The following is a 6,338-nucleotide window of genomic DNA, read 5'->3' as shown; positions in this document are numbered from 1 at the left end:
ATTAATTGAGGGAATGAATACCAAAATAAAGCTTATTAAAAGAATAAGTTATGGATTTACCAATTTTGAACATCTTCGACTTAAGCTGTTTGCTTGCTTTAATTCATAACAAAAATTAACACACGAAAACCAGAAGAGCCTCTTATTGTAGAAAAACATATAATTAGAGAAGCGAGCTTATGACTTTAGTACGGGTTCAGTGTTATGCTTACATCAATTCGTGTTAACGATGATTCAAAAGTGTGTGCAGAAGATGCGGATAAAAATCAAGCACCTTTCAAGTGTCCGGTATGCGGTCGTGAAACTATATTACGGAAAGGGCTTGTAAAAACTCATCATTTTGCACATAAACCTCCTGTACTTTGCGAATATGGAAAAGGTGAATCCGAATCGCATAGAAAATGCAAACAAGATATATTTAATTTACTAAAAATATCTTCCAAGGTTACAGAGTGTGAACTGGAAAAGAATTTAGGTTCTGTTATTTCGGATATATATTTTTGTTTTTTAGATATAAAAATTGCTATTGAAGTTCAAGTTAGTTCTCTGACCGTAGAACAAATTATTAATAGAACTCAAAAATATGAGAAACTCGGTATATATGTTCTTTGGTTGCCGCTTTTTAATAAAAATTTAAATGATGAGAAATACGCACCAAAGCAGTGGGAGAAGTGGCTTCATAGTTTATATTTTGGAAGAGTTTACTATTGGATGCACGGACTTTCTATTAAATCAATTCGTTTTGCTGAATATATGCTGTGGGTTGAAGAGTATCAGGAGTATGGAGGGTATCATAAAAAATCAAAACGATATAAAACTCCACAAAAAGATCGTACACTTAATCTTTTGGAAGATTTTCAACCTCGAACTAGAGAATTTTGGAAAAGTGGCAATATATATGTTCCTAAATCCAAAATTTTACTTGATCGCTATATAGATTCGCGCGGTCGCCATTAAATCATGGATAAATTAACCGAGAAACAAGCCTTTGCGGTGATGGTCTAGTGAATTTATGCCGAAGCATCCTGTCTGGAATAATCCACATCAACGGACTCATTGAAAGATCGCACGATCGAGATAATCTTATCAGCTTCATAGCCGTTGCTGTAGAAAATAACGGGGCGCTGGCCATACCGTTGTTCGAGGCAGTCGGCGTATAGTTTGGCCTGATGTTGGCCGCTGTGGGGAGGCAAAGAAAGACGCGCTTTTTCCTTCCAATTGATAGCAGAAACTTCGCCCACAATTGCCACCGCACAGGTTCCACAGCTGCCAATGCCGGGACAATTGATTAACTTGGAACCGCCATTATACAAAGAAATGTCATGTTTTAATAATACGCGACGGAGATTTTCACCTCGATCACAGGTGATTGTTTGACCGTAAACTGTTATTCTAGGCATTAGGGGCGTGATTTTAAGTCGCTACAGTTATTTATTAATTAATATTAACATCTATTGACTATTTCTATGAACAATGGTAAGCGCATTTGGGTCTATGACACTACTCTCCGGGATGGGGCCCAGCGAGAAGGTATTTCCCTCTCCCTAGAAGATAAAATTAAAATCGCTAGGGAATTAGATCGGATGGGTATGCCTTTTATCGAAGGCGGTTGGCCTGGCGCAAACCCTAGAGACGGTCAATTTTTCTGGAAACTGCACGAAGAACCCCTAGAACAAGCGGAATTAGTCGCTTTTTGTTCCACGCGTCGCCCCCATATCGAGGCCCGGGAAGATCGGATGTTAACCGCCATTCTCGCCGCTAGAACCCGTTGGGTGACAATTTTCGGCAAATCTTGGGATCTGCACGTCACAGAGGGCTTAAAAACCAGTCTGGAGGAGAATTTAGCCATGATAGGAGATACGATCGAGTATCTACGCTGTCAGGGAAAACGAGTCATTTATGATGCCGAACATTGGTTTGATGGTTACAAAAATAACCCCGAATACGCTCTTTTAACCCTGAAAACCGCCAGGGCTGCCGGGGCCGAATGGTTAGTTTTCTGTGATACCAACGGTGGCACTTTACCCCAAGAAATCGCCCCTATTGTGGAGAAAGTGCGGGAGAAATTGGGCATCGATCCCGATGAGGAAAATGCGCCTCAATTAGGCATCCATGCTCATAATGACGCAGGAACCGCCGTAGCTAACTCTTTAGCGGCAGTTAACGAGGGCGCACGCATGATTCAAGGCACAATTAACGGTTATGGGGAACGCTGCGGCAATGCCAATTTATGTACTTTAATTGCCAATCTTCAGTTAAAAATGGGCTTTTCTTGCCTAGAAGAAAATCAATTAGGCCGATTGACGGGAACTAGCCGAAAAATCAGCGAAATGGTCAATTTAGCGCCGGATGATCATGCTCCCTTCGTCGGACGTTCTGCTTTTGCCCATAAAGGCGGTATTCACGTTTCTGCGGTGGCGAAAAATCCCCTTACCTACGAACATATTAACCCGGAAGCGATCGGGAATCAGCGCCGCATCGTCATTTCTGACCAATCGGGATTAAGTAATGTGTTAGCGAAAGCGCGCAGTTTTGGCATCGATTTAAATAAAGATGATCCCACCTGTCGGCAAATTTTGGAACGTTTAAAAATCTTGGAAAGTGAGGGTTATCAATTTGAGGCAGCCGAAGCTAGTTTTGAGTTATTAATGCGGGAAGCTTTGGCACAGAGAAGCCACCTTTTTGAATTAAAAGGATTCCAAGTGTATTGTGATATGCTGCGGGATAGTGGTAATGCGATCGCGACAATTAAAGTACGGGTAAAAGAGGAAGATTTATTAGAAGTGGCCGAAGGTAACGGGCCGGTGGCCGCTTTAGATCTGGCTTTAAGAAAGGCTTTAGTCAAATTCTATCCTGAAATCGCTAACTTTCACCTGACCGATTATAAAGTGAGAATCCTCGATAGTGGTTCGGGGACGGCAGCGAAAACTAGGGTTTTAATCGAGTCGAGTAACGGTCAACAAAGATGGACTACCGTGGGAGTGTCTAGTAATATTTTGGAAGCTTCCTATCAAGCAGTGGTAGAAGGAATTGAATACGGTTTATATCTGCTGCAAAACAATAAACTAGAATTATCGGGTCAATTTTGTCCTTTGGGGATAATTTAGGGAACAGTTATCAGTGATCAGTAATCAGTTATCAGTAATCAGTGAGCAGTGAGCAGGCATTGTTATGTCATATAGCGGTTTTCACAGAAGTGAGTCCCGATTGAAACGCTAAAACGCCTATCTATCAAGGGATTTACTATATCTTATTAGACTGAAAACCGCTATATTTTTTCTCCCCACTCCCCAATTCCCAATTCATAATTCATAATTCCCACTAACCACTGTTTACTGTTTACTGTTTACTGATAACTGAATCTCCCTGCTCCCTTCTCCCCTCTCCCTTATACCTTTTAAACAGGATTTAGTATAATGTCGCTTTGACAGAGTTTAAACACTGATATATTATCAGAAAGAATCCATAATTCGTCTAACAAGAGCAAGCAAGCTTAACTAGGTAATTCAATTGATCAGCCTGTTGAAGCTGTAAATTTCACCTAAAATATTGATTTATGACTACACAAGCTATAGGAAAATCAATGACGTTATTGAATAATAAATCATTCAAAATTACGACATTTTTAATCATTGCATTGATTACTTGGATCGCCCACTTTTGGTATTTTAATCACTTGGGTTTATACGAAGATGATTATGCTTTCATCGGTAATATACTCACCATGGACTTTTCCAGATTTGTTGACTTTGTTAAGAACATGAATTTGGCATTTTTTCAAGGTAGAGTTGTCGGCTTTAACATCCTCTTCTTCTCTGGATACTTTGCTGGAAAATTGGGAGGATTGCCGCTTATCTATATAAGTGCCTATCTATTGGCATTAACCAATAATATCCTCTTTTATCTATTTCTCCAGCGTCTCTGGAATCAACCTATTTTTGTCCTGACGGGTACCCTCGCATTTACTTTATTTCCTGCCGACAACACTAGGGCTTTTCTCACCCATATTCACATTTTGCCCGCCTTAACCTTTCTTTTACTCGCCTTTTTAAGTTATCTGAACGATAAAAAAATTTGGTCTTACCTATTGATTACCGCTTCTTTTCTTAGTTATGAGACCTGTTTTCTGCTGTTTATCACGGCGCCTTTTCTAACCAAAAAGCCTAAGTCGGACATATTTAAAGAATTAATTAAACATCTATTCATCTTAGGTACGATTTTCCTAGTTGTTTTAATTCTCAGAAAGTTGACTGGTGATAGCCGGGTTGGAGACTTAGATATAGCAACCGCTATTTCTACTCCGATTCGTCAAATAATTACTGGACTATTTGTCTGTTTAGGAACATTTTTCTATCGTCCTTGGCAAACTTTGCACAATCTCAGGGGAGAATTGTTAATTTTTGTGCCTCTTTCATTACTTATGTTGCTATGGCTATTCTTACAAAATTCTCGTTTTTCGGAACTGGATAGTGGGGAAAATTGGCCGATAATTAAAAAGTTGAGCCTTTTAGGGATGGGTTTATTATTCTTGGCCTATCCCTTAACTTTTACCGTTCCTGCTACTATGATTAGTGGACGTGATTCCCGTGTTCATGCGGCTGCCGTGGTTGGAGCTTCTATTCTTGGGGGAATTCTTGGCTATTTGATTGTTTATTTAGCCAATAGTTATCGGCAAAAAAATCTTGCGGCTCTCCTCTTAGCGACTTATTTTTCTTTGTTGGTTGGATTTGGAATTATCGTGCAACAGCAAAATCAACTAAGTTGGAAATATCAGCAAGCCTTTTGGGCTGACGTTATACAATTAGCCCCGGATCTGAGCGATGGACAAGTTATTTTAGTCGATGCTCCTAGTCTACCTTGGGGAAATCAGTTGTATCCTTTTGCTTGGTCTGTGCCCAGTGTACTCGGTCAACTTTATCAATTCCCTTGGCAATGGAAAAACGTTCCTAAACTATATAAACTCAATCCTGATTGGCAGCAAAAAATCGCTGCCAATGGAGAAATAGCTTTAAATAACGAGAATGGATTGCTGTCCTATTATTATCCTTGGGAATCGGCTCGTCAAGTTAAAACTTCGCAAATTATTTTGTTACAGGAAAAAGATGGGAAACTCGTCCGCACAACTACTCCAATTGTTGTCGGAACTAAGAAATTATCCTTTAAACCCCTGGCTAATTCAACTCTAGATTCTTTTGAGAAAGGATATTTGTACGATTATTTAATCACTCCTAAAAATCAAAAATCTGTCAATTATTTTCAACCTTTTTAAGGTTAGTCAATGTCGAGTAAAATTTATCCTTTCTGATTAAGTTTTTGCCGTCTTTAATCCCTCTTTTATACCAATTCTCTCTAGGCAAATTACAGATTAAATCTAATACCAAATCCGTTTTTAATAGTGTGATTAACTCACAAGTTATGAATTGTTTCTCCCCGCTCCGCTGCTCCCCTATCCCTTTTAAACAGGATTTAGTATAAGTCTCTCTTAAAAAGCAAAATTTAGAGGGAGCAAATTTTTGTAGTCAGATTTTGGAGCAGTTGAATAACCCCTAGGATAATAATCTAGTGGCCAGAGAATTTTGCCAACGACGAGCCAAGGCCCGCAGATACATATTAACGGGAAACTGATAATATTCGATCATTAACCAGAGTAAACAAATAGCATGGCAAATCAAGGTTAAAATCGACCAAAATAGAGGCACCCATGACAAAGGACTCCCCTCGACTGGAGGAAAAAGATAGGCACCCGTAGCCACAATTGCTGTGGGAAAAATCACAAATCCTAAACCGATAATTAAGTAAAAACCTGCCATCTCCATGCCTTCTCTCGGTAAACCCTGCCAATACTTACCATTCCAATACCAAGTTAAGGGTAATTGACTATCGGCCATTTTTAAAACCTGTTGTTCTAAATTAGCCGTAAAAATGTGTTGACAAAAGTTACAAGCATAGGCTTCCATTAGTGTTAAAGCGGCAATTTTACCATGGCGACAGACGGGACAAGAATAGGTATCGTGATAGTTTAATCGGGTTGGCTCGGTCATCGAAAATTTTGGGTCTGAAACCCCGTCGTTCTACGACGGCTTTACTGTTAAATATTAACACATTTACGAAATATATGCTAAAATGCTCCCCATGGAAAAAGCCTATTCTTACCGATTTTACCCCACACCCGAACAAGAGTCGCTATTGCGGCGCACCTTGGGCTGTGTAAGATTAGTTTACAATAAAGCTCTCCACGAACGAACACAAGCTTGGTACGAAAAGCAAGAAAGAGTAGGCTACGCTCAAACTTCTTCAATGCTAACCGATTGGAAAAAGCAAGAAGAATTAGACTTTCT

The 6,338-nt window shown here is 39.6% G+C and carries 7 protein-coding genes; 5 read left to right on the top strand and 2 right to left on the bottom strand.

Annotation, left to right across the window (positions count from 1 at the left end; translation table 11 throughout):
- Together IM479_RS02340 and IM479_RS02335 are read left to right on the top strand one after the other, a co-directional pair.
- Nucleotides 1–109: transposase (locus IM479_RS02340; RefSeq protein ID WP_287672724.1), on the top strand; the 109-nt coding region annotated here is incomplete at its 5' end.
- 95 nt (nucleotides 110–204) lie between these two features.
- Nucleotides 205–957 (top strand): competence protein CoiA, encoded by a 753-nt coding sequence (locus IM479_RS02335; RefSeq protein ID WP_287685351.1) that lies wholly within the window; start codon nucleotides 205–207, stop codon nucleotides 955–957.
- Between the two features lie 53 nt (nucleotides 958–1,010).
- On the opposite strand, the gene IM479_RS02330 is transcribed toward IM479_RS02335, so the two are convergent.
- Nucleotides 1,011–1,400, bottom strand: coding sequence for a (2Fe-2S)-binding protein (locus IM479_RS02330; RefSeq protein ID WP_287685350.1), 390 nt, complete (start codon nucleotides 1,398–1,400; stop codon nucleotides 1,011–1,013).
- A gap of 66 nt (nucleotides 1,401–1,466) precedes the next feature.
- Between IM479_RS02330 and cimA the strand changes: the two genes are divergently transcribed.
- Both cimA and IM479_RS02320 read left to right on the top strand, forming a co-directional pair.
- Nucleotides 1,467–3,107 carry a citramalate synthase gene (cimA, locus tag IM479_RS02325; RefSeq protein WP_287685349.1) on the top strand — a complete coding sequence of 547 codons (1,641 nt, stop codon included), beginning with the start codon at nucleotides 1,467–1,469 and terminating at the stop codon, nucleotides 3,105–3,107.
- Nucleotides 3,108–3,583: 476 nt separating this feature from the next.
- The gene (locus tag IM479_RS02320) at nucleotides 3,584–5,269 is read left to right on the top strand and encodes a hypothetical protein (RefSeq protein WP_287685348.1); all 1,686 of its coding nucleotides are present in this window, start codon (nucleotides 3,584–3,586) and stop codon (nucleotides 5,267–5,269) included.
- A 277-nt stretch (nucleotides 5,270–5,546) separates the two neighbouring features.
- Here IM479_RS02320 and IM479_RS02315 read toward each other — a convergent pair whose 3' ends face one another.
- A complete protein-coding gene (locus IM479_RS02315) occupies nucleotides 5,547–6,041 on the bottom strand; it encodes a hypothetical protein (RefSeq protein ID WP_286827426.1) in 495 nt (164 codons plus the stop codon).
- 91 nt (nucleotides 6,042–6,132) lie between these two features.
- Here IM479_RS02315 and IM479_RS02310 point away from each other — a divergent pair.
- Nucleotides 6,133–6,338, top strand: a 206-nt coding sequence (locus IM479_RS02310) for a helix-turn-helix domain-containing protein (RefSeq protein WP_287685347.1), incomplete at its 3' end; no start/stop codon positions are given.

Source organism: Microcystis sp. M165S2 (assembly GCF_020245885.1).
Taxonomy (GTDB): domain Bacteria; phylum Cyanobacteriota; class Cyanobacteriia; order Cyanobacteriales; family Microcystaceae; genus Microcystis.
The sequence above is the reverse complement of the archived record's forward strand: the minus strand, read 5'-3'. Positions and strand labels throughout refer to the sequence as shown.